Below are 21,550 nucleotides of genomic sequence, written 5' to 3' on the forward strand. Positions count from 1 at the left end.
TTAAACTGTAACTGGGTCATTATTAATTCCTCCTACATTGTTTATCGTCGTTGAAAAACATTGTATCATAAGGAATTAATGTGACCCTTTTTGTTTATCCTTTTTACACAATTATATGGACTTAATCCATAGAACGCTTCTATATGCCCAAACGAAGTCGAAACAGGTAGAAACGGTCACATAGAACGCTTTCTCTATACACGAATATCGTCTTTTACATCTTTTATGTATCGTTAGTTAACTAAACTGCCTTAAAAATAAGTGCAACTTTATTAAAGCTGTCAATCTCAAAATGGAGAGAAGACGGTTTTTTTATTTTTCATGGGTCAACTTTTATCAATTTCCTGCATATGTTGATATAGAGTAATTAGCCCAGTTTTAAGAAATGAAAGGAGTTTGGTTCGTTTTGAAAATACACATCGTAAAAAAAGGAGATACTTTGTGGGAAATATCTAAAAGCTATGGAGTAGATTTTGAACAGGTTAAGCAGCTTAACTCACATTTAGCAACTCCTGATATGATTATGCCAGGTATGAAAATAAAAATACCCAGTTCTTCAAAAACTGTCAAAAAAGAAAGTATGGCGGTAAAGGAAACAAAGAAAGAAGCAGTAAAACAGCCTTATAAAGACACTTCTCCAAAGCCCTTACCTGTAATTAAGGAAGATGATAAAGAGAAACCTAAACCAGTAAAGCCGGAAATGCCACAAATGCCAGAAATCCATTCACAAGTCCAAATGCCAATAATGGAGCAGGACTTTTATACAACTATAAACTTTCCGGAAATGCCGCAATATTCTCCTGAACCAAAAAAGGAGCAACCAAAAAAAGAGGCAGTGAAACCAATGCCATTACCGCAACCAATGCCGATGCCTGAGGTAAAGCCACAACCAATGCCAATGCCTGAGGCTCAGCCGCAACAGATGCCAATGCAAATGATGGTACCAATGTGCTGCCATATTGTACATCCTTGTTATCCACCAATGGAATTTCCTGTTATGGCACACATGGCAGAGGGCTTCGGGCCACATCATCACATGCCACATCCGCAGTTTATCAGTCCAGGGGAATTTCATGGGCCACCAAATATGCCAATGCCTGGAAACCCTGGACAATTGACTGGCAAAAGTGATTGCGGATGTGGGGGGCAGGCGACAAATATGGAATATCCAACACCACCATTTTTATCTGGTAATCAGGAATTCTCTAGCCAGCAGCCAGCTTTTAATCCACAGCAAACACAGGCAAATAATTTATATCCACCGCAATTTGGGAATACTTCCATGAATAATTATTCATATCCGTCCCCTCCTGCATATCCAGATTTTTCAGGGTATGATAAGCGTGAAAAAGAGGATGATTCAAAAAATGAATAAGCAAGATCAAAGAGACGAAATTTAAAAATCGTCTCTCTTTTTTTGAAAAAATTAAAATCAATGATAATATAATTATAGGAAGTTTTACTTCTTGCAGAAGGAGAGAGAATAATGGACAAACAAATTGATGAAATAGTAAAATGGTTGACCCAACAAGTGAAAAATGCAGGAGTAAAAGGTTTAATGGTCGGTGTAAGTGGTGGACTTGATTCTGCAGTTGTTGCATATCTAATTAAGCGTGCATTTCCGAAAGAATCCTTGGGTGTACTGCTGCCGATTCAAACAAGTTCCTCAAACATGGAGCATGCAAATAATGTAATCCAAAATTCGGGAATAAATGGTATAACAGTTGATTTATCAGAAACCCATAACGAGATGTATTCCCGGATAAAAGCTGAATTGAATAGAAAAAATGAATTCAATGTAGATCATGATCAGATTGCCGGTGCAAATCTAAGAGCAAGGCTTCGTATGAGTACACTTTATGCATTAGCAACAAATTATAATTATTTAGTTGTTGGAACAGATAATGCATCAGAGTGGTATACAGGCTATTTTACGAAATACGGTGATGGTGGAGCAGATATTCTTCCTCTTGTAGATTTTACTAAACAAGAAGTACGGGAAATGGCAACTTATTTAGGTGTCTCTGAAGAAATTGTAAGTAAAAAGCCAAGTGCCGATCTTTGGGAAGATCAAACAGATGAAGATGAAATGGGAACAACCTATGACAAAATAGATGCGTTTATACAAGGGAAAGAAATTCCCGAAAAGGATAAAGAAATTATTGAGAGTATGCATAAACGTACAGCACATAAACGGAATCCACTTCCTCAATTTAAAAGAAGCAAGTAATTACCTAAAATTGACTGTGTAAAATAACCCCTCTTAAACAAACTAAGTGTAAGGGAGGTTATTTTTATGTTTAAAATTATTTCATTCACATTGCTTATTATTTTTACTGTTGGCTGTGCCAATACGGATGAGGATACACAAACAACTCAGGAGAAAATTAATACTTCTCCGATTAATTATGAAACTGAGCAGGAGCGTAAGGAAAGATTAAACATTCGGGATCAAACAATTGGTGAAAAGGGAGGATATCCACAAAGTGATCAAGACGGAGTTAACGCAGGTGATAACAGTGGTGAAAACTCTGATGCGTTTACCAATGAAGAATCAATGAAGATCTCCAAACAATTAAAAGAGAAAAAAGAAATTGTCCAGGCTCAGGTAGCTTCAACAGATGATCGTATCATTGTTGCAGTTATATTAAGTGAACAGACAGACCCTGATATTAAGCAAATGATTGAATCTGAAGTAAGTAAAACAGTGTCGGATAAACAAATTATTGTTTATACTGATGAAGTACACTGGGATCATATGAAAAATCTGGATGCGAGGTTAGGCTCTGAAAAAAGAGAATTTGACATTGAAGACTATATCGATGATTTTATAAAACGGAATGATTAACCTTTGTCTATACAAGGGTTTTTCTTTTCGTTATGCTGTTTTTTTGATACACTCTAATAAAGTATAAATTTTAAATGAGACAGTATAATTGCATAAGGAATGCTTCCTATGTATGAGACGAAAAGTACTTTTCGTTGAACTAAGGCTTTCACCACTTAGGACTTTTAAGATAAGCCTTGGTATTTTAATAGTAATAAGGATATTTCTGGAGAGGAGAATGTCCAGTGGCTGGTCATTCCAAGTGGAAAAATATACAGAGAAGAAAAAATGCGCAAGATGCTAAAAAAGGAAAAATCTTTATGAGACATGCAAAAGAAATTTACACTGTTGCAAAAAGTGGTGGTGGGGACCTTTCAACAAACGCATCACTTCGTTTAGCGGTAGATAAAGCAAAAGCAGATAACATGCCCAACGATAATATCGATCGTGCAATAAAAAAAGCAACAGGGACACTTGATGGGGCGAGTTTCGAAGAGATTACATATGAAGGGTATGGCCCTGGTGGAGTTGCGGTTATTGTACATATTTTAACAGATAATAAAAATCGAACTGCTGCGGAGGTTAGACATGCATTTAAGAAGCATGGTGGCAATCTTGGTGAAAATGGCAGTGTATCTTTTATGTTTGACAGAAAAGGTTATATTGTTATAGCAAATGAAGATGGATCGATTGATGAGGATGAAATAACCCTGGAGGCACTTGAAGCAGGAGCAGAGGATATCACTGCAGAAGATGGTGCATATGAAATTTTTACAACACCTGAAAGCTATCAAAGTGTCACTGATCATTTTACAACGAACGGCTATACCATTGCAGATGGAGAAATAACACTGATCCCGCAAAATTACAGTAAGTTATCAGAAGATGATGAGCATAAAATGTTAAACCTGATTGAAATACTGGAAGAAGACGAAGATGTACAAGACATACATCATAATTTAGAAGTCCCTGAATAGCCAAAATAAACTTCTGTTTCTTGACTAAAGGAATGGAAGTTTATTAATTAATGTATGGATATGGTAAAGTGGGTTAAGGAATACAGGAGGAGAAAGTTGAATGATTGCATATATAAAGGGGATTCTTACATATATTCAGGATGATTCGGTTGTTGTAGATGTCGGCGGTGTTGGATATGAACTAATCTGTGCCAATCCTTTTGGGTTTCAATCCTCATTAAATACAGAGGTAAAGATTAATACATATCATCATGTCAGAGAGGATTTACAGGTATTGTATGGATTTAAAAATCAGGATGAAAAATATCTGTTTACCAAACTGATATCAGTATCCGGTATTGGTCCAAAAGGCGCTTTAGGAATACTTGGATCCGTCGATATCCCCGCTTTTGTAGCTGCTATTGAAAAAGAAGATGATAAATTTTTAACAGGTTTTCCTGGGGTAGGCAAAAAAACAGCAAGACAAATCATTCTTGATTTAAAAGGCAAGCTGACCACGATGCTGCAGGTGTCAGGGACTGAGGATACTGCTACTACGGAAGGTTCACCTGTTTCTACTAAAGGGCTACAGGAAGCTCAGGAGGCATTAAAAGCATTAGGCTATACGGACAGGGAAATAAAAATGGTAGTTCCTAAGCTGCAATTAGAAGACAGTGCGAATACAGATGAAGTTATTCGAAAAGCATTAGCGCTATTAATGAAAAATTGATAAGGGGGGATAATGATGGAAGAACGAATGGTTACAGGTGAGCTTCAAAATGATGAAAATACATTTGAGCTTAGTCTCAGACCTACTACGTTAAATCAGTACATTGGTCAGCAAAAGGTAAAAGAAAATTTAAGTATTTTCATTCAAGCGGCAAAAATGCGGGAAGAACCACTTGATCATGTATTATTATACGGGCCGCCAGGGCTTGGTAAAACAACGTTAGCAGCAATTATAGCTAATGAAATGGGGGTTCAATTTCGTTCGACATCAGGTCCCGCAATTGAAAGAGCTGGTGACTTAGCTGCAATTCTTTCCTCACTTGAACCTGGCGATGTACTTTTTATCGATGAAGTTCATAGGCTGCCACGCTCTGTTGAAGAGATCCTATACCCTGCTATGGAGGATTTTTTTCTTGATATTGTCATTGGTACCGGCCCAAGTGCAAGATCTGTCCGAATTGACTTACCACCATTTACATTAGTTGGTGCTACAACGAGAGCAGGGCTTTTAACTGCCCCGCTCAGGGATCGATTTGGTGTACTAAGCAGGCTGGAGTTTTATGAAACAAAAGATTTATGCTCGATAGTGGAACGAACTGCAGAAATTTTTCAAACATCGATTACAAAAGATGCTGCTTCTGAAGTGGCACGCAGATCCAGAGGTACCCCCCGTATTGCGAATAGGCTGCTAAAGAGAATACGTGATATTTCCCAAGTTAAAGGGGAAAAGGAAATTACGATAGAAACAACAGATATAGCATTAGAAATGCTGCAGGTTGATGATGTTGGCCTGGATCATATTGACCACAAGCTTTTAAAAGGGATTATTGAAGGCTTTCAGGGTGGTCCTGTTGGGCTGGATACAATCGCTGCCACCATTGGGGAAGAATCACAAACGATTGAAGATGTATATGAGCCCTATTTATTACAGATTGGATTTATTCAAAGAACACCAAGGGGAAGAGTGGTTACAGCAAAAGCATACAACCATTTTGGTTTGAAGGCGAATGATGAAGCGTGAATATCGGGAAGCTTTTTATAATACTTGGTATTGCTTTTCTAATCATTGGCATAATCTGGACATTTATCGGGAAATTGCCTGGAGATATTACTTTTAAAAAAGGTAATGTTTCCCTCCACTTTTAAGGTTATGACGTCGATTGTAGTAAGTATCATTTTGACGCTGATCTTTTTCATTTGGAAGATTTCGTTAAGCTATATAGTAAGGAGATTCATCATGAATATAGAAGATTTTGATTTTGATTTACCTGAGGAATTAATTGCACAAACCCCTCTGAAGGATCGAACTGCATCCCGCCTGCTTGTTTTAAAGCGGGATACTAAAGAGGTGCAGCATAAACATTTTACCGATATTAAAGGATACTTTAAAAAAGGTGACTGTCTTGTTTTAAATGATACCCGTGTACTACCAGCAAGGCTGTACGGTGTAAAAAAAGATACGGGCGCAAAAATAGAAGTCTTGTTATTGCATCAACAGGAGAAAGATACCTGGGAAGTGCTGACGAAACCTGCAAAGAAAGTCAAAATAGGTACGGAACTTATTTTTGGTGAAGGTAAGCTAAAAGCAACATGCACAGGGTATAAAGACCATGGTGGACGAATATTGGAATTTTCCTATGTAGGGATTTTTTATGAAGTATTGGATGCGCTTGGAGAAATGCCATTACCACCATATATAAAAGAACAATTGCCTGAGAAGGAACGATATCAAACTGTTTTTGCCAGGGAAGAAGGCTCAGCAGCTGCACCAACAGCCGGTCTGCATTTTACCAATGAATTGCTGGATGAAATAAAAGCTATGGGTGTAACCATTACATTCATCACATTGCATGTTGGTTTAGGAACATTCCGGCCGGTTAGTGTAGATAATATTGATGAGCATAAAATGCATGCAGAGTTTTACCAAATGACAAGAGAAACTGCTGAAACACTTATCGAAGCAAAAAAGTCAGGCGGCAGAATTATCTCTGTTGGAACAACATCTACAAGAACACTCGAAACAATAGCCAGAGATAATAATGGGACATTTGTAGAATCAAGTGGATGGACAGACATCTTTATATATCCACCATATAATTTCAGGGCAATTGATGGATTAATTACTAACTTTCATTTACCAAAGTCGACATTAATTATGCTTGTCAGTGCTTTAGTCAACAAAGAAGCAATACTTGGAGTATACAAAGAAGCTGTAGATGAGCGTTATCGTTTTTTCAGCTTTGGAGATGCCATGCTAATACTTTAAAAAGGAACGAATAATATATGACACCAATAACATATGAATTTATTAAGACATGTAAGCAAACGGGTGCCAGACTTGGACGAGTCCATACACCACACGGTTCGTTTGATACACCAACGTTTATGCCTGTTGGAACATTGGCAACCGTTAAAACAATGAGTCCTGAAGATTTAAAGGAAATGAATGCTAATATTATTCTTTCCAATACGTATCATTTATGGTTGAGACCAGGTGAAGATATTATTAAAGAAGCTGGCGGACTTCATAAATTTATGAATTGGGACAGAACAATTTTAACCGATTCAGGGGGATTTCAAGTATTCAGCTTAAGTGATATGCGTGAAATTAAGGAAGAAGGTGTTCATTTTCGTAATCATCTTAATGGAGCGAAACTATTCCTCTCCCCGGAGAAAGCAATGCAAATTCAAAACGATTTAGGATCGGATATTATGATGGCATTTGATGAATGCCCGCCATATCCAGCAACATATGATTATATGAAATCATCTGTGGAAAGAACGTCACGCTGGGCTGAGCGATGTTTGGAAGCACATGAGCGTAAAGATATTCAAGGGTTATTCGGAATTATTCAAGGTGGGGAATATGAAGCTTTGAGAAAGCAAAGTGCTGAAGATTTAGTTTCTATGAATTTTCCTGGATATGCAATTGGGGGTCTGTCAGTAGGTGAACCTAAGGATATCATGAACCGGGTGCTTGAATTTACAACACCATTGTTGCCATCGGATAAACCTCGCTATTTAATGGGTGTCGGTTCACCAGATTCATTGATAGATGGTGCAATCAGAGGAATTGATATGTTTGATTGTGTATTGCCGACAAGGATTGCCAGAAATGGAACCTGTATGACGTCAAATGGACGATTAGTAGTCAGAAATGCAAAATACGCCCGTGATTTTGGCCCAATTGATGAAAATTGTGATTGCCATGTATGCAAAAATTACTCGCGTGCATATGTCCGTCATTTAATAAAATGTAATGAAACATTCGGATTCAGACTTACTACTTATCATAACTTGCATTTTCTGTTAAAATTAATGGAGCAAGTGCGAACTGCGATAAGCGAAGATCGTCTTGGTGACTTTAAAGAGGCATTCTTTGAACAATATGGATTGAATCAACCGAATGCAAAAAACTTTTAGAGTAATATGAACGAATGAAAGGGGGGAAACGAAATGGAAATGTTAATATCATTATCACCAATTATTTTAATGTTTGTGATTTTTTACTTCTTACTTATTCGTCCGCAACAAAAACGTCAGAAGCAAGTAAAACAAATGCAATCAGATTTACAAAAAGGTGATGCAGTAGTAACAATTGGCGGATTACATGGAGCAATCCACGCAATTGATGAAAATACTATTATTATTCAATCAGGTGACGGTACTAAACTTACATATGACCGTTCTGCAATCAGGGAAAGAGTACAAAATTAATTTGTTATCATAGGTATAAGCAATAGGCTCTAAGGAGTCTGTTGCTTATAGACCTGAGTAAAGATTGTGTAAGTATTAAAAATACATAGGAACATGAAAAAAGAAGTTAATTGTACATACAATTTAACTTCTTTTTTTATGCCTATTCGTTTGTAACTTCCCCGGTAATGTTTACCCCAATTACGCCACCAAACAATGCTGCCAGGATAAATCCAATGTGGTGGATTGATTGCTCCAGAGAAAAAGCCTGCTGATATCCTAAATATTGCACTAAAAATGTAAATAATGTAAATCCTATTCCTGTAATTCCCCCAATAATCCATCCTTTCACTTTACCTTTGACACCTGCAACGACGCCACCAATAAATAAAGATATTAATCCGATAACTAATGCTACCCATGTGAGTGCAGGGTCGCTAAATGTTGTGAAACGGAGTAGAAAAGCTAAAATTACACTTGAAATAAGTATTAAGCCAAGCACTACAATCCATCCATAAAGTAATGCAATGAATTGATTTCCTTTCATGAAAATCTCCCCTTCCATGTTTGTCCATTTACATAATTCTATTCTTACAAAAATAAAATAGAAGAAAAATATTTTATTTATTTTAACATATATTTCTGTAAGGATATTTTTAGGTGGAAGTGGGTGTGAAGTGGATATTATACTTGCAACAACAATTTTTATTATAAGCTATATTTTTATCATGACAGATAAAATAAACCGTGCAGTAGTTGCACTTTCGGGTGGAGTTTTATTATTGCTCACAGGGATTTATTCCACACGGGATGTTTTTATGAACTATATTGATTGGAATACAATTGCACTATTGTTTTCCATGATGATACTTATATCAATAACAGAGAAGACAGGGCTTTTTACTTTTATAGCTATTCGATTTGCTCAGAGTGTTCGTGGTGCACCAATTCCTTTGCTAATAGGAACGAGCATCTTGACTGCAATTGGTTCAGCTTTGCTTGATAATGTCACGACAGTACTTATATTTGTTCCAATCATTTTAAATATAACAAAGCTTTTAAAGCTGCCTGCTTTTCCATATTTATTAGCTATTATATTTAGTTCCAATATTGGAGGGGCAGCTACCTTAATTGGAGATCCCCCAAATATAATGATTGGTCAAGCAGTTGAGCATTTAACATTTCTATCTTTTATTATTCATCTCGCACCTTTGGCATTAATCATATTTTTTGTAATGTTAGCGGTCATCCTGTTAATTTTTCGTCGCCAATTGACAGGTATTAAAACAGATAAAGAAGAATTGCTTAAGATTGATGCAGCCTCCCATTTGAAAAAAACGCCAATGCTTTATAAATCCATAACGGTATTATTAATGACAATAACAGGATTTCTCATGCATGCATTTGTACATATGGAATTAACAGTGATCGCATTATCCGGTGCTATCCTGCTTTTATTGTTAACCGATAAGGAGTTAGCAACAGAGCGGGTTTTCGAAAAAGTGGAGTGGGTAACCTTATTTTTCTTTATTGGACTGTTTACATTAGTAGGGGGACTTCAGGAAGTTGGAATTATTGATGAAATGGCAAGAGCAATTGTTGTGACTACGGATGGTGATTACTTACAAACTACGCTATTAATTTTGTGGGTATCCGGAATTTTTTCAGGGATTGTTGATAACATTCCTTTTGTTGCTGCGATGATTCCGGTGGTTCAGGAATTTGAAAGCTATGGCATGGTATATTTAGATCCAATTTGGTGGTCATTGGCCTTAGGTGCATGTTTAGGAGGTAATGCAACGCTGATAGGCTCATCAGCTAATGTTGTCGTAGCGGGTCTTGCAGAAGGAGCTAAGGAGAAAATTTCGTTTATTCGTTTTATGCTTTATGGTATTCCAATTGTATTATTATCCCTTATAATTTCTACGATCTATATATATTTCCGTTATTTATTGCCATATACCGGACAAGTATAAAAAAAGTGCTTTAGAAGTGATTGATTCTGCAAGGCTGTTTTCGCACAGATTGGGACTGCACACTGCTCTTCCCACTGAAGTAATTTGGAACTGCGATTACTCGCCCCACCAAAAGACTTGTTGCTATCTGCTCCGTACTAGATGTAAAGTGCGACATAACTTTAGTGTGATTTCCTCTCACCCTTTAGAAGATGAGTGTTAATTCAGCGCTACGGAAATACACTACGCTTTCCGTGGGCGGCTGGTGAGCCTCCTCGTGCTACGCACTCGGGGGTCTCACCTATGCCTTTCCTCCCACAGGAGTCTCCGTGTATTTCCTTCGCTGGTGTGTGCATTGTATCTCTTATGCTTTATTCGAGCATAGCCATATACTTTTAAGATGGTTGATTGGAGTGTAGGGCAGTCGACTCCTGCGGGAAAAGCACGAGTCTGAAGACCCCGCAGCGGAGGTCTTCCGCGAGGAGGCTGAAGCCGTGCCCGCGGAAAGCGACTGCCCGGAGCGGAAATCAACTTAGCGGTTACTTCGCAGTATATGGAAACTGCGAAGGTTTAAAAGCAACAAATGGTTTCGATGGGGCGAGCAGTGCGTAGCCCCAGTATTTTGGTGGGGAGAACGAAATGCAGTCGCATAGTTTAGAAAAGATCCTTCTGCGATTAAATTATACACAAATCCTAAATTTTATAGTAAGCTAAACAATGAAAAAGGCTATCAATACTGATAGCCTTTTTTTAAAGCCATTTTTGAATAACTGGAATTTGTTTTAATTCCTCTTTGGTTATAAACTTTAGTAAGAAAAGCAATAGACCATAGATAATTGTTAAAATAACTAATAGAAATAGAAAAAGGAAAATATTTTGATTCATCGTTTCATAAATGTTTTTCAGAAAACTCCCGGCACCCCAGGTAAGGATAAGGAGAGCAATCATTTTACTTAAATCCTTGATGGGAATCCAAAATCGAATTGCTTTTCTAAGTGTTGCCAGATGTAGTAAAGTAACCAAGACAACGCCAACGGACATAGCAATTGCTACACCCATAATTCCAAAATTGGGATTTGAAGCCAATAGGATAAGGACGGTAAATTTAAATGCTGCACCAATTAAACTATTCCACATGGCAGGCTTGGCCAAATCAAGTGCTTGTAAAGTTGCTTGTAATGGAGCCTGAATATACAGTAGAATAAAAAAGGGTGCCATTAGAATTAAAAATTTGCTCGCACCTGCTGTACCATACATATAAGATAAAATCGGTACTGAAAAGAGAGTCAATACAATTGTTGCGATTGCTCCCGATGCAAAGGAAATACGAATGGACTGATGAATGCGATAATGAATTAATTTTTTATTTAGATTAGCCTCTGCCTCTGATATGGAAGGAACTAATGCGATGGACAGTGACTGGGTAATGAATGTAGGTAAAAATAATAGTGGCATTACAAATCCGGTTAATTCTCCGTACTGCTTTGTTGCCAGCTGACTTGAGATACCGGCAATTGCCAGGCTGTTTGCTACCAATATCGGTTCGAGGAAATATGAAAAGGAACCAATCATCTTACTTCCTGTACTGGGAATGGCAATCGAAAATAATTCTTTTAGTGTATCTTTACTGGATTTTAAATAGGTGAAAAATCTGGTGCGTATTTTTACCTTTTTCTTTCGCTTAAACATGTGAATCATATATAATAATGATACAAATTCACCGAGAATAACACTAAACATCGCACCGGCTGCTGCAAATTCAACACCATATGGAAGCAGTAGTTTAACAAACAGTGCCACACAGGTAATCCGAACGATTTGTTCAATTACCTGAGAATAGCTTTGCGGCTTCATATTTTGTTTTCCTTGAAAATAGCCCCTAAGGACAGATGAAATTGCAACAATGGGAACAATAGGGCTTATTGCGAGTAATGGGTAGATCGTACGGTCATCTGTCAGTAATGTAGTAGCTATAAAAGGAGCTGCACTAATCATCCCAATTGTAAAAACAATGCTGGAGATAGCAGTAACAATTAATGACACGATAAGAATTTGCTTGATTTTTTGCTGATCATTCCTTGCTTCAGCCTCAGCAACTCGTTTGGATATGGCAACAGGCAGGCCAAGCTGGGTCATTGTAATAACAAGGAAAAGGGTAGGAAGGGCCATCATGTAAAGCCCAATACCATCTTCACCCATCATTCTTGCTACAACCAAGCGATTGATAAAGCCAAGAAATCTTGTAATCATCCCTGCCAGAATTAAAATTAACGTCCCTTGTAAAAATGTTTGTTTGGACATTATCGTAAACCTACCTTCTCAAAAAATAAAATTTCATATACAATGATATATATGCTTAAGAGTGGTCCAAGCATGACAAACGATATTTTATACTCCGGAATAGGAGGAGGAACCGTGGAAACAGTACATACAGTAAGTGAATGGAAAGAAATGATTAAACCAGCTTTGGATAGTAAAGTAGAAGAATTTCAACTCATGGGATATTCGCAGGCGACAGTGGATGATATTTGGAATTGTCTCACGCAAAAAGTATGGAAAGGTGATCCGGATAAACGTTTATATGAAGTGGTACAAGATGTCTTCCATCTTGGATCAACTATTTATATGAGCTATTTAACTGTAAAAGCATATCAAAGTGATGACTTAATGGCTTCGATTGCTGCATTAACAGGTGGTAATAGAGAAGAAGCTTAGGTGTAGTACATAATGTAGTACCCCGGATAGTTAAAAGGGAGGACGTTTGAAAATGAAAAACAGGGGCAAGATTGTTGCCTTTTTTCTGATCGTAATCTTATTTGCTACAACGATTGGAACAACGGTTACAGGAATTACAAAAGATATAAAATTAGGGTTGGATCTGCAGGGTGGATTTGAAGTCCTATATGAAGTTGAACCTGTTGATGAAAATCAGGAAGTTACCAGGAGCCTGTTGGAAGGTACGGTACAGACACTTAATGATCGTGTGAATCGACTTGGTATTAGCGAGGCGGTTATCAATATTGAAGGAGAAGACAGAATACGTGTCCAGCTGGCAGGAGTTGATAACCAGGCAGAAGCACGTGAAATGCTTGCGACTTCAGCAAGATTGTCTTTCCGTGATGTAAATGATAATGAATTATTAGATGGTTCAGACGTAAAAGAAGGTAGTGCAAAACAGGACTTTGATCCAAATACGAATGCCCCGATTGTTACCTTGCAATTAAAGGATGCTTCTAGATTTAATGAGGTAACAACACAGATAAGTCAAATGGGTTCACCTGATAATCTTTTAGTTATTTGGATGGATTATCAAGAAGGGGATTCATTTGAAGCAGAATCAGTGAAAGAAGATCCAAAATATATCTCTGCACCAAGAGTTAAGGATCCGTTAAATACTTCAGATGTAATGATTAGCGGTAATTTTACAGTAGAATCGGCACAGCAATTAGCAGATATTATCAATTCCGGTTCATTACCGGTAAATATGGAAGAAATATATTCCACCTCGGTTGGAGCTCAATTTGGGGAGCAGGCACTAAATAAAACGGTCTTTGCAGCTTTTGTTGGAATTGGCTTAATCTTTTTATTCATGCTTGCATTTTACCGTTTTCCTGGAATGATAGCAGCTGTTAATTTAAGTATTTATATTTATTTAATTTTGCTGGTATTTGAACTATTAAATGGTGTTTTAACATTACCAGGTATAGCAGCATTAATTCTTGGTGTTGGTATGGCTGTGGATGCAAACATAATTACTTTTGAGAGAATAAAAGAGGAACTGCGAGCCGGTAAATCAGTAATAGCTGCTTTCAAGGCAGGGTCGAAAAACTCGCTTACGACTATCATAGATGCTAATATCACAACATTACTAGCTGCGTCTGTTCTCTTTATATTTGGGACAAGCTCAGTAAAAGGGTTTGCGACAATGCTGATAATCAGTATCCTGGTGAGTTTTCTAACAGCAGTTTTTGGTACCAGGTTACTTCTGGGACTATGGGTGAAAAGCCGGGTTCTAAACAATCGAAAAAGCTGGTTCGGGGTTAAGAAAGACGAGATTAAAGATATTGCTGCAAAAGAAGAAGAACCGAAATTATTTAATCGTCATATTAGCTTTGTTCAACATCGCAAAAAGTATTTTATCTTTACGATTTTAATGATATTAGTAGGTACAGCTTCCCTATTGATATTTAAATTAAATCCAGGAATTGATTTTACGAATGGTTCACGAATTGAAATTGTCAGTGAAAGCAGTCTGACTGAAGAAGAAATTAATGAGGGACTGGATGAACTTGGATTGGAAGCTAAATCAATTGTTCTATCAGGTACAGATAATGAAATAGCCGTTACAAGATATGACACGGAATTATCTGAAGATAGAGTAGCGGAAGTACAAGCATTCTTCAATGAAAAATATGGGATTCAGCCAAGCGTCAGTGTTGTTTCGCCAATTGTTGGTCAGGAACTGGTAAAAAATGCAATCTATGCAGTTTCTATTGCTGCCATTGGAATGATTATTTATGTAACATTGCGATTTGAGTTTTTCTTTGGTGTAACAGCAATAATTGCATTACTGCATGATGCATTCATCTTGTTAGCTGTATTTAGTATTACCAGGATGGAATTTGATATAAATATAGTTGCTGCTATATTAACAATAATCGGTTATTCGATAAATAATACGATTGTAGTGTTTGATCGAATCAGGGAAGATATAGGTAAGCGAAAGAAACGGGTGAAATCATTTACAGAGCTTGCAAAAATTGTTAACGGCTCCTTAGTAAGAACGTTCACTCGAAGTATGAATACAACCATATCAACTATGATTGCAGTACTGGCATTTCTGTTTTTAGGTGCTCAGTCTATTGGTGGGTTCGCTATTGCATTAGCAATTGGGTTAATTGCTGGTACGTATTCTTCATTGTTACTTGCCAGTCAGTTGTGGATGGTATGGCGCGGGAGAATGATCAAGAAAAAACCTGTGGACTTTACAAAGAAAAAACGAGTGGAAGGCCCACAAGTATAATAATTAATTATTTTATGAACCCTTGTTGCTTATTGGTAACAAGGGTTTGTGCTTAAATAAATTGAAAAAAGGGTAGTTTAATTATTAGAAGCATACACATACTGCCAGGAAATTTTAATCTGAGGAGGAACTTTAATGAAAGGTCAAACATATGTAATTTCGGCCATAATATTTATTATTATTGTTGCAGTATTTGCCGTAACAAATGTGGAAACGGTAGAAGTGAATTATTTATTCTGGAGCGGGGAGTCACCACTAATATTAATTATTCTGTTTTCTGTATTAATGGGAGGAATTATTACAGCTGCTGTTGGTGCGGTCAAAATGTTCCGTCTCCAAAAGGAAATGAAAAAACTTAAAGCTGACAATAATGAAATGAGTAAAACACTCAAAAAAAATGGGCTTATTTTAAATAAACATTCAGATGAGACTAAAAAGAAATCAGATAAAAATAATCATACAAATAAATAAAATAATATTATTCTAATTGCTACCCTTGACTCTCTTTAGTATAATTGATTAGTCAGGGGTGAAATTATGTTAGAGAGTAAGGCAAATTGGAAATATACGAAGCAACAGGATAATACAGTACAATGGATGGATGATTCAATTGATTTGTCCCCTGTTATAAAAGAGCTTTTGCTTCAAAGAGGAATTACAACAGAAGGTGCGGTTTCTGAATTTCTGGCACCTGATATAAATAAACTTCATAACCCTAAAGAACTTGACTCTATTGATATAGCTACAGAACGTGTACATAAGGCAATTGAGAAACAGGAGAAAATTCTTATCTATGGGGACTATGATGCGGATGGTGTCAGTTCTACAACAGTTATGCTCAAGACAATATTAGAGCTTGGCGCCGATTGTGATTTTTATATACCAAACCGATTTACAGAAGGCTATGGTCCTAATGAAGAAGCATTCAGACAAGCCTTTGAAAATGGATTTCGGTTAATTATAACAGTAGATACCGGGATTGCTTCAGTTCATGAGGCTGAAGTGGCAAAACAACTTGGCATTGATTTAATTATTACTGACCATCATGAACCACAGGAAAGCTTACCTGATGCATATGCAATCCTTCATCCAAAGTGTTCTGTGAATTATCCATTCCGGGAGCTTGCAGGAGTGGGTGTTGCATTCAAGTTTGCAGAGAGTCTATTAGGTTATTTTCCGAAGCATCTGCTGGAGTTTGCAGCTATTGGTACAATTGCTGACTTGGTGCCACTGGTAAATGAGAATAGAATATTAGCATTCTATGGATTGCATGCACTTAGTATTTCAAATAACCAAGGAATTAAAGCATTAAAACGTATATGTAAAATTGAAGGAAATGTAACAGAAGAAGATGTTGGATTTTTAATTGGACCCAGAATTAATGCAGTTGGCAGACTGCAGAATGCGGAGTTAGCTGTTGAGCTTTTAATGACTGATGATGAGATGGAGGCAGCTGAAATAGCTGATGAAATCAACCGTTTAAATGAGGAAAGAAAACAAATCGTTAGTGGCATTGTTAAAGAAGCAGAGAAGATGGTTCAGACCGGGGAAAAAAGCGGTGTAATTATCGTTGCAAAAGAAGGCTGGAACGAAGGTGTACTGGGAATTGTAGCGTCCAGGCTTGTCCGTAAGTTTGATCGACCGGCAATTGTTTTAGCAGTTAAAAAGGAAACGTCTGAAGTTAAAGGATCTGCCAGAAGTATACCGGCTTTTGACCTGTTTAATAATTGTATGAAGATCAGAAATCTGTTTACCCATTTTGGAGGACATTCTCAGGCTGCAGGTATGACTTTTCCATTGGAGAATGTGAATGTAATACAGGAAAAACTTAATGAAATTATTAACGAACAGTTAACGGAAGATGACTTTAAACAAGTGATCGAAATAAATGATTCTATTTCAGTTACCGATATTAATGAAAAGTTGGTAAATGACATTAATAAGCTGGCTCCATTTGGTATGAAAAATCCGAAGCCAATATTCCAAATAAAAGATATTCCGGCTAGTGCACGACAAATTGGCAGTAATCAAAATCATCTCAAGCTTCAATTCAGACAAGACAATGTCAGCCTGGAAGGAATAGGTTTTGGTATGGGGGAGTTGTATACATATATATCTCCTGAAACACCTATTTCTGTGGCGGGTGAGCTTGGAATTAATGAATGGAACGGCAATAGAAAAGCACAAATTATTATGCAGGATATGAAGATAGATGAATGGCAGTTATTTGACCACAGGGGTAAAAAAAATCTGGATATTTCACCATTTATTAATCCTGAAAAAAGAAATGTTGTATTAAGTAATGACGGGATTGAAATGACAGCAATAGCAGAACAAATTGTTTATAATACAGATAGAAGCACTTTAAGCGAAATTGACGTATTATACATTTTTGATTTACCAGCTGATCTTACCCATTTAAAAGAAATTATTCAGGTGACAAAGCCGGTAAATATTTATGCATGCTACTATGTTGAAAACAGCCTTTATTTAACAGCCTTTCCTTCAAGAGAGGAATTTAAATGGTTTTATTCATTACTGCTGAAACAGCGGGTATTGGATTTGAAAACGGAAATGACCAATATCATGCAGGCCAGAGGATGGGATAAAGATAGAATTATCTTTATATCAAAGGTGTTTTTCGAATTAGGATTTGTTAAAATAGAAAATGGAGTAATTCATTTAGTTCCTAAACCCCTTAAAAAGGATTTACAGGAATCAAGTCTATATCAGGAGAGAATAATGAAAGCAGAAAATGAAAAAATACTATATTATTCGACCTATGCTGAATTAAAGAAATGGTTTACAAATCAGATGAATTATTTGGCAGTTAAGCAAGTATAAAATACTTTCTTACTGCATAAGTGCAACTAAGGCTGTCACCTAAGGTCTTGGTGACAACCAAGTTTTCTAAGAAAGACCCAAGGAGGAGCTTACCTATGGACTATAAACAATATGTCAAAATAGTGGAAGATTGGCCGAAAAAAGGAATTAAATTTAAAGATATTACCCCACTAATGGAAAATGGAGCAGCATACAAATCCGCAGTGGATGAAATTGTAGCATATGCCCTTAAAAAGCAAGTCGATATTGTTGTAGGTCCTGAAGCAAGAGGATTTATTATCGGATGCCCGGTTTCTTATGCATTGGAAGTTGGCTTTGCGCCGGTAAGAAAAGAAGGGAAGCTGCCAAGAGAGGTTATTAAAGTAGATTACGGCCTGGAGTATGGGACAAATGTTTTAACGGTCCATAAGGATGCAATAAAACCGGGGCAGCGGGTATTAATAACAGATGACTTACTTGCAACTGGCGGTACTATTGAAGCAACCATTAAATTAGTGGAAGATCTTGGCGGAGTTGTAGTTGGTTGTGCATTTATAATTGAGCTTAGCTACCTTGATGGAATGGATAAGCTTGACGGTTATGATGTATTAACATTAATGTCCTATTAGAGTGTTCACTGGCAGGGCTGTATAAATAAGGTCTGATCGAGCTGTATTAAGCTCATCAGACCTATTCTTATATTGGAATAAGCTTCGAAGTGTAAAAACAATCAATGGACACTTGAAGCGTAAAAGCATATAATTATAATTATTTAATACTTTAAGCGCATCATTTAATCAGGAATTTTCGAAACAGTGAGTAAAGGTGATTATATATGGCAAAAGATGATATTGTTACAATTGAAGACATTATAGATAAATCCAGTAAGTATCTGACAGATGAAGATACTGCTTTTATTCGTCGTGCATACGAATTCGCAGAGCGTGCTCATGCAGAACAATTTCGGAAATCCGGAGAGCCTTATATTATTCATCCTGTTCAGGTTGCCGGTATCCTGGTGGATTTAGAAATGGATCCTGAGACAATTGCAGGCGGTTTTTTACATGATGTTATTGAGGATACGGATATTACGCTGGAAGGCCTGGAACAAGCATTTAATCATGAAGTAGCAATGCTGGTAGATGGGGTCACAAAGCTTGGTAAAATCAAATATAAATCAAAAGAAGCATTACAAGCTGAAAACCACCGGAAAATGTTTGTTGCAATGGCAAAAGACATCCGTGTTATTTTAATAAAGTTAGCGGATCGACTGCATAATATGCGTACATTAAAGCATTTGCGACCTGACAAGCAACGGAGAATATCGAATGAAACATTGGAAATTTTTGCGCCATTGGCTCACCGTTTAGGTATTTCAACGATTAAATGGGAGTTGGAAGATACAGCCTTACGATATTTAAATCCACAGCAATATTATCGTATCGTTCAATTAATGAAACAAAAAAGAAATCAGCGAGAGTCGTACATTGACGAAGTAATCGATGAGGTTGCTGATCAGCTTAAAGATGTGAACATTGAAGCTGAAATGTCCGGACGTCCAAAACATTTATATAGTATTTACCGAAAAATGGTAAAACAAAATAAGCAGTTTAATGAAATTTATGACCTTTTAGCAGTTCGAATCCTTGTAGGAAGTATAAAAGATTGCTATGCCGTATTAGGGATTATTCATACATGCTGGAAACCAATGCCGGGCCGTTTTAAGGATTATATTGCCATGCCGAAGCCGAATCTGTATCAATCATTGCATACTACAGTGATTGGTCCCAAAGGCGATCCGCTGGAGGTTCAAATTAGAACAAAGGAAATGCATGAAATTGCTGAATATGGTATTGCTGCACATTGGGCTTACAAAGAAGGTAAGCAGGTAAATAATAAGAAATCATTTGAAGAAAAACTGACATGGTTCAGGGAAATTCTGGAGTGGCAGAACGATACACATGATGCAGAAGAGTTTATGGAATCGCTGAAGGTTGATTTGTTTTCTGACATGGTTTATGTATTTACACCAAAAGGAGATGTTATCGAGCTGCCATCAGGATCCATACCACTCGATTTCGCCTTTAAAATTCATACTGAAATTGGCAATAAAACAATTGGTGCAAAAATAAATGGAAAGATGGAGCCACTGGATTATAAATTAAAGAACGGGGATATTATTGAAGTAATGACATCCAAGCACTCCTATGGCCCATCACAGGATTGGTTGAAAATCACCCAGACATCACAGGCGAAAAATAAAATCAGACAGTTTTTTAAAAAACAGCGAAGAGATGAAAATATATCTAAAGGTAAGGAAGCAGTTGACAAGGAAATACGTGCATTATTATTCGAGCCAAAAGAAGTATTAACAAATGAAAATCTGGATCGGGTAAACGAAAAATTTAACTTTTCCGGTGAGGATGATATGTATGCAGCGGTTGGTTATCAAGGTATTACGGCCGCATTAGTTGCAACCCGGCTTACAGATAAACTTCGGGCTACAAGACAAAAAGAACAGGATCTTGTACAAACGCTTGAAGAAGTAAAAACAGAAGTCAAAAATAAAAAGTCTCCCAGGGGTGATTCCGGCGTACATGTAGAGGGTATCGATAATTTATTAGTTCGACTATCCAAATGCTGTAACCCGGTACCTGGGGATAAAATAATGGGGTATATAACAAAAGGTCGAGGAGTATCAGTTCATCGAGCCGATTGTCCAAATGTCCAAACAGAAGAGGCGAAGGAACGTTATCTCCATGTGGAGTGGGAAGAGAATCAGATAGACCAAAAGCAATATCATGTTGATTTGGAAATATCCGGTTATGACCGAAGAGGCTTCCTGAATGGAGTACTGCAAGCAGTAAATGAGACAAAGACAAATATTACACATGTTAATGGAAGATCAGATAGAAATAAAATAGCTATTATTCAAATAACTATCTTGATTCACAATACAAGTCATTTGCGAAAAATAGTTGAGCGAATAAAGCAAATTAAAGATGTCTATACTGTAACTCGTACATTACAGTAGATAGGTATAACTTAGCTCAAGGTGTAATGTAAAGGAGTATTCTATAGATGAAAGCAGTTATTCAGCGGGCAAAGCATGCCAGTGTGGCAGTAAATGAAGAAATTGTGGGTGAAATTGAGTATGGGTTTGTAGTTCTTCTTGGTGTAACACATGAAGATACGATTGAAGATGCAAAATATCTCGTAAATAAAATTATAAATCTACGGGTTTTTGAAGATGAAAATGATAAAATGAATTTATCTTTAATAGATACAGGTGGAAGTATTTTATCTATTTCACAATTTACATTGTATGGAGACACCCGTAAAGGAAGAAGGCCAAATTTCCTCCATGCAGCAAAACCTGATCAGGCAAATGAATTATATGAGCAATTCAATCAGCTGACTGTAGAACAGGGTGTTGCAGTTGAAACTGGAAAGTTCGGTGAAATGATGGATGTGAAATTCACCAATGAAGGTCCGGTAACCATCACACTGGATAGCAAGGAAAAATAACTAAAGGGATGGC

The 21,550-nt window shown here is 37.0% G+C and carries 19 protein-coding genes and 1 pseudogene; 18 read left to right on the top strand and 2 right to left on the bottom strand.

Going from position 1 to position 21,550, the window contains the following annotated elements:
* Positions 1-406: 406 nt before the first annotated feature.
* The 10 genes and pseudogenes from safA to yajC all read left to right on the top strand — a co-directional run bounded on the left by safA (position 407) and on the right by yajC (position 8,229).
* Positions 407-1,375, top strand: coding sequence for a SafA/ExsA family spore coat assembly protein (gene safA / locus CIL05_RS13175; RefSeq protein ID WP_165769125.1), 969 nt, complete (start codon positions 407-409; stop codon positions 1,373-1,375).
* 111 nt (positions 1,376-1,486) lie between these two features.
* Positions 1,487-2,230 carry an NAD(+) synthase gene (gene nadE / locus CIL05_RS13180; protein WP_095656017.1) on the top strand — a complete coding sequence of 248 codons (744 nt, stop codon included), beginning with the start codon at positions 1,487-1,489 and terminating at the stop codon, positions 2,228-2,230.
* A 66-nt stretch (positions 2,231-2,296) separates the two neighbouring features.
* Positions 2,297-2,848, top strand: coding sequence for a YhcN/YlaJ family sporulation lipoprotein (locus tag CIL05_RS13185; RefSeq protein WP_095656018.1), 552 nt, complete (start codon positions 2,297-2,299; stop codon positions 2,846-2,848).
* Positions 2,849-3,072: 224 nt separating this feature from the next.
* Positions 3,073-3,804, top strand: a complete 732-nt coding sequence (locus CIL05_RS13190; RefSeq protein ID WP_095656019.1) for a YebC/PmpR family DNA-binding transcriptional regulator — start codon at positions 3,073-3,075, stop codon at positions 3,802-3,804.
* Positions 3,805-3,904: 100 nt separating this feature from the next.
* Positions 3,905-4,513: a Holliday junction branch migration protein RuvA gene (ruvA, locus tag CIL05_RS13195; RefSeq protein WP_095656020.1), complete on the top strand. Its 609-nt coding sequence runs from the start codon at positions 3,905-3,907 to the stop codon at positions 4,511-4,513.
* 15 nt (positions 4,514-4,528) lie between these two features.
* The gene (ruvB, locus tag CIL05_RS13200) at positions 4,529-5,533 is read left to right on the top strand and encodes a Holliday junction branch migration DNA helicase RuvB (RefSeq protein ID WP_095656021.1); all 1,005 of its coding nucleotides are present in this window, start codon (positions 4,529-4,531) and stop codon (positions 5,531-5,533) included.
* 2 nt (positions 5,534-5,535) lie between these two features.
* Positions 5,536-5,726 (top strand): annotated as a pseudogene (locus CIL05_RS13205) (DUF2905 domain-containing protein).
* A 23-nt stretch (positions 5,727-5,749) separates the two neighbouring features.
* On the top strand, positions 5,750-6,778 hold the full coding sequence (queA, locus tag CIL05_RS13210; protein WP_095656211.1) for a tRNA preQ1(34) S-adenosylmethionine ribosyltransferase-isomerase QueA: 1,029 nt from the start codon (positions 5,750-5,752) through the stop codon (positions 6,776-6,778).
* A 17-nt stretch (positions 6,779-6,795) separates the two neighbouring features.
* Positions 6,796-7,935 (top strand): tRNA guanosine(34) transglycosylase Tgt, encoded by a 1,140-nt coding sequence (gene tgt / locus CIL05_RS13215; RefSeq protein ID WP_095656022.1) that lies wholly within the window; start codon positions 6,796-6,798, stop codon positions 7,933-7,935.
* 33 nt (positions 7,936-7,968) lie between these two features.
* Positions 7,969-8,229, top strand: a complete 261-nt coding sequence (gene yajC, locus CIL05_RS13220; RefSeq protein WP_095656023.1) for a preprotein translocase subunit YajC — start codon at positions 7,969-7,971, stop codon at positions 8,227-8,229.
* 142 nt (positions 8,230-8,371) lie between these two features.
* Here yajC and CIL05_RS13225 read toward each other — a convergent pair whose 3' ends face one another.
* Complete coding sequence (locus CIL05_RS13225; protein ID WP_095656024.1) at positions 8,372-8,755, bottom strand: TIGR04086 family membrane protein; 384 nt, start codon at positions 8,753-8,755, stop codon at positions 8,372-8,374.
* A gap of 130 nt (positions 8,756-8,885) precedes the next feature.
* Here CIL05_RS13225 and CIL05_RS13230 point away from each other — a divergent pair, with 130 nt between their 5' ends.
* Entirely contained in the window at positions 8,886-10,184 is a 1,299-nt protein-coding gene (locus tag CIL05_RS13230) for an ArsB/NhaD family transporter (RefSeq protein WP_095656025.1), read from the top strand.
* 729 nt (positions 10,185-10,913) lie between these two features.
* Here CIL05_RS13230 and spoVB read toward each other — a convergent pair.
* A complete protein-coding gene (gene spoVB, locus CIL05_RS13235) occupies positions 10,914-12,464 on the bottom strand; it encodes a stage V sporulation protein B (protein WP_095656026.1) in 1,551 nt (516 codons plus the stop codon).
* Positions 12,465-12,578: 114 nt separating this feature from the next.
* Between spoVB and CIL05_RS13240 the strand changes: the two genes are divergently transcribed.
* The 7 genes from CIL05_RS13240 to dtd all read left to right on the top strand — a co-directional run bounded on the left by CIL05_RS13240 (position 12,579) and on the right by dtd (position 21,537).
* Entirely contained in the window at positions 12,579-12,878 is a 300-nt protein-coding gene (locus tag CIL05_RS13240; protein WP_240510194.1) for a post-transcriptional regulator, read from the top strand.
* A gap of 52 nt (positions 12,879-12,930) precedes the next feature.
* Positions 12,931-15,186, top strand: a complete 2,256-nt coding sequence (secDF, locus tag CIL05_RS13245; RefSeq protein ID WP_095656028.1) for a protein translocase subunit SecDF — start codon at positions 12,931-12,933, stop codon at positions 15,184-15,186.
* A 135-nt stretch (positions 15,187-15,321) separates the two neighbouring features.
* Complete coding sequence (locus tag CIL05_RS13250) at positions 15,322-15,657, top strand: LapA family protein (protein ID WP_095656029.1); 336 nt, start codon at positions 15,322-15,324, stop codon at positions 15,655-15,657.
* Between the two features lie 66 nt (positions 15,658-15,723).
* Positions 15,724-18,030 carry a single-stranded-DNA-specific exonuclease RecJ gene (gene recJ, locus CIL05_RS13255; RefSeq protein ID WP_095656030.1) on the top strand — a complete coding sequence of 769 codons (2,307 nt, stop codon included), beginning with the start codon at positions 15,724-15,726 and terminating at the stop codon, positions 18,028-18,030.
* 95 nt (positions 18,031-18,125) lie between these two features.
* Entirely contained in the window at positions 18,126-18,638 is a 513-nt protein-coding gene (locus tag CIL05_RS13260) for an adenine phosphoribosyltransferase (protein ID WP_095656031.1), read from the top strand.
* 206 nt (positions 18,639-18,844) lie between these two features.
* Entirely contained in the window at positions 18,845-21,043 is a 2,199-nt protein-coding gene (locus CIL05_RS13265) for a RelA/SpoT family protein (protein WP_095656032.1), read from the top strand.
* A 47-nt stretch (positions 21,044-21,090) separates the two neighbouring features.
* Positions 21,091-21,537 carry a D-aminoacyl-tRNA deacylase gene (dtd, locus tag CIL05_RS13270; RefSeq protein WP_095656033.1) on the top strand — a complete coding sequence of 149 codons (447 nt, stop codon included), beginning with the start codon at positions 21,091-21,093 and terminating at the stop codon, positions 21,535-21,537.
* Positions 21,538-21,550 lie beyond the last annotated feature (13 nt).

It is taken from the genome of Virgibacillus profundi (assembly GCF_002287375.1).
GTDB lineage: Bacteria > Bacillota > Bacilli > Bacillales > Amphibacillaceae > Virgibacillus_K > Virgibacillus_K profundi.

Excerpts from the sequence above, each read along its gene's own strand:
- nadE (WP_095656017.1), top strand. The coding sequence starts at position 1,487 with ATGGACAAACAAATTGATGAAATAGTAAAATGGTTGACCCAACAAGTG.
- CIL05_RS13185 (WP_095656018.1), top strand. The coding sequence starts at position 2,297 with ATGTTTAAAATTATTTCATTCACATTGCTTATTATTTTTACTGTTGGC.
- ruvA (WP_095656020.1), top strand. The coding sequence starts at position 3,905 with ATGATTGCATATATAAAGGGGATTCTTACATATATTCAGGATGATTCG.
- ruvB (WP_095656021.1), top strand. The coding sequence starts at position 4,529 with ATGGAAGAACGAATGGTTACAGGTGAGCTTCAAAATGATGAAAATACA.
- queA (WP_095656211.1), top strand. The coding sequence starts at position 5,750 with ATGAATATAGAAGATTTTGATTTTGATTTACCTGAGGAATTAATTGCA.
- tgt (WP_095656022.1), top strand. The coding sequence starts at position 6,796 with ATGACACCAATAACATATGAATTTATTAAGACATGTAAGCAAACGGGT.
- yajC (WP_095656023.1), top strand. The coding sequence starts at position 7,969 with ATGGAAATGTTAATATCATTATCACCAATTATTTTAATGTTTGTGATT.
- CIL05_RS13225 (WP_095656024.1), bottom strand. The coding sequence starts at position 8,755 with ATGAAAGGAAATCAATTCATTGCATTACTTTATGGATGGATTGTAGTG.
- spoVB (WP_095656026.1), bottom strand. The coding sequence starts at position 12,464 with ATGTCCAAACAAACATTTTTACAAGGGACGTTAATTTTAATTCTGGCA.
- secDF (WP_095656028.1), top strand. The coding sequence starts at position 12,931 with ATGAAAAACAGGGGCAAGATTGTTGCCTTTTTTCTGATCGTAATCTTA.
- CIL05_RS13250 (WP_095656029.1), top strand. The coding sequence starts at position 15,322 with ATGAAAGGTCAAACATATGTAATTTCGGCCATAATATTTATTATTATT.
- recJ (WP_095656030.1), top strand. The coding sequence starts at position 15,724 with ATGTTAGAGAGTAAGGCAAATTGGAAATATACGAAGCAACAGGATAAT.
- CIL05_RS13260 (WP_095656031.1), top strand. The coding sequence starts at position 18,126 with ATGGACTATAAACAATATGTCAAAATAGTGGAAGATTGGCCGAAAAAA.
- CIL05_RS13265 (WP_095656032.1), top strand. The coding sequence starts at position 18,845 with ATGGCAAAAGATGATATTGTTACAATTGAAGACATTATAGATAAATCC.
- dtd (WP_095656033.1), top strand. The coding sequence starts at position 21,091 with ATGAAAGCAGTTATTCAGCGGGCAAAGCATGCCAGTGTGGCAGTAAAT.